The sequence below is a fragment of the Cellvibrio sp. pealriver genome (assembly GCF_001183545.1).
Classification (GTDB): Bacteria; Pseudomonadota; Gammaproteobacteria; order Pseudomonadales; family Cellvibrionaceae; genus Cellvibrio.
On record NZ_KQ236688.1, the window covers coordinates 4,417,401 to 4,419,900 of the forward strand.

The window sequence follows — 2,500 nt, forward strand, 5'->3', positions numbered from 1 at the left end:
CTGTTTGAATATGGGGGGACCATCCTCCAAGGCTAAATACTCCCAACTGACCGATAGTGAACCAGTACCGTGAGGGAAAGGCGAAAAGAACCCCTGTGAGGGGAGTGAAATAGATCCTGAAACCGTGTGCGTACAAGCAGTAGGAGCACCTTCGTGGTGTGACTGCGTACCTTTTGTATAATGGGTCAGCGACTTATTGTCAGTGGCAAGGTTAACCGTATAGGGGAGCCGTAGCGAAAGCGAGTCTTAATAGGGCGTTCAGTCGCTGGCAATAGACCCGAAACCCGGCGATCTATCCATGTGCAGGTTGAAGGTGAGGTAACACTTACTGGAGGACCGAACCCACAAATGTTGAAAAATTTGGGGATGACGTGTGGATAGGGGTGAAAGGCTAATCAAGCCGGGAGATATCTGGTTCTCCCCGAAAGCTATTTAGGTAGCGCGTCATGTCTCACCCAGGGGGGTAGAGCACTGTTTGGGCTAGGGGGTCATCCCGACTTACCAACCCCATGCAAACTACGAATACCCTGGAGTGCAATCATGGCAGACAGACAGCGGGTGCTAACGTCCGTTGTCAAGAGGGCAACAACCCAGACCGCCAGCTAAGGTCCCCAATGTTAGTTAAGTGGGAAACGATGTGGGAAGGCTTAGACAGCTAGGAGGTTGGCTTAGAAGCAGCCACCCTTTAAAGAAAGCGTAATAGCTCACTAGTCGAGTCGGCCTGCGCGGAAGATGTAACGGGGCTAAAACTAGCAACCGAAGCTGCGGCTGCATACTTTGTATGTGGGGTAGGGGAGCGTTCTGTAAGCCGTCGAAGGTGTGTTGAGAAGCATGCTGGAGGTATCAGAAGTGCGAATGCTGACATGAGTAACGATAAGGGGAGTGAAAAACTCCCCCGCCGGAAGATCAAGGGTTCCTGTCCAACGCTAATCGGGACAGGGTTAGTCGGCCCCTAAGGCGAGGCAGAAATGCGTAGTCGATGGGAAACAGGTTAATATTCCTGTACCTCTTTTTACTGCGATGGGGGGACGGAGAAGGCTAGAGCAGCACGGCGTTGGTTGTCCGTGTTTAAGGTCGTAGGCTGGTGTCTTAGGTAAATCCGGGATGCTAAGGCTGAGAACTGATGACGAGTGTTCCTCGGAACACGAAGTGCTTGATGCCATGCTTCCAAGAAAAGCCTCTAAGCTTCAGGTAAAAAGAGACCGTACTCCAAACCGACACAGGTGATCAGGTAGAGAATACCAAGGCGCTTGAGAGAACTCGGGTGAAGGAACTAGGCAAAATGGCACCGTAACTTCGGGAGAAGGTGCACTGCTGGTGGTGAAGGACTTGCTCCGTAAGCTACTGGCAGTCGAAGATACCAGGCCCCTGCAACTGTTTATTAAAAACACAGCACTCTGCAAACACGTAAGTGGACGTATAGGGTGTGACGCCTGCCCGGTGCCGGAAGGTTAATTGATGGGGTTAGCGCAAGCGAAGCTCTTGATCGAAGCCCCGGTAAACGGCGGCCGTAACTATAACGGTCCTAAGGTAGCGAAATTCCTTGTCGGGTAAGTTCCGACCTGCACGAATGGCGTAATGATGGGGGCGCTGTCTCCACCCGAGACTCAGTGAAATTGAAATCGCGGTTAAGATGCCGTGTACCCGCGGCTAGACGGAAAGACCCCGTGAACCTTTACTATAGCTTTGCACTGAACTTTGAACCTATCTGTGTAGGATAGGTGGGAGGCTTTGAAGTCGAGACGCTAGTTTCGATGGAGCCGTCCTTGAAATACCACCCTGGTATGTTTGAGGTTCTAACGTCGGCCCCTTATCGGGGTTACGGACAGTGTATGGTGGGTAGTTTGACTGGGGCGGTCTCCTCCCAAAGAGTAACGGAGGAGCACGAAGGTGTGCTAATCATGGTCGGAAATCATGAGGTTAGTGTAAAGGCAAAAGCACGCTTGACTGCGAGACAGACATGTCGAGCAGGTACGAAAGTAGGTCTTAGTGATCCGGTGGTTCTGTATGGAAGGGCCATCGCTCAACGGATAAAAGGTACTCCGGGGATAACAGGCTGATACCGCCCAAGAGTTCACATCGACGGCGGTGTTTGGCACCTCGATGTCGGCTCATCACATCCTGGGGCTGAAGCCGGTCCCAAGGGTATGGCTGTTCGCCATTTAAAGTGGTACGCGAGCTGGGTTTAGAACGTCGTGAGACAGTTCGGTCCCTATCTGCCGTGGGCGTTGGAGATTTGAGAAGAGTTGTTCCTAGTACGAGAGGACCGGAATGAACGCACCTCTGGTGTTCGGGTTGTCATGCCAATGGCACTGCCCGGTAGCTATGTGCGGACGGGATAACCGCTGAAAGCATCTAAGCGGGAAGCCTCCTTCAAGATGAGATCTCCCTGGGGCTTTAAGCCCCCTAAAGAGCCGTTGAAGACTACGACGTTGATAGGTTGGGTGTGGAAGCGCTGCGAGGCGTTGAGCTAACCAATACTAATTGCTCGTGCGGCTTG

1 other annotated feature is annotated in these 2,500 nt (G+C 52.4%).

Features of this window, described 5'->3' with window-relative positions:
- Positions 1-132 precede the first annotated feature (132 nt).
- Positions 133-2,492 (forward strand) — a sequence feature (most likely nonfunctional fraction of RNA operon).
- Positions 2,493-2,500: the final 8 nt, after the last annotated feature.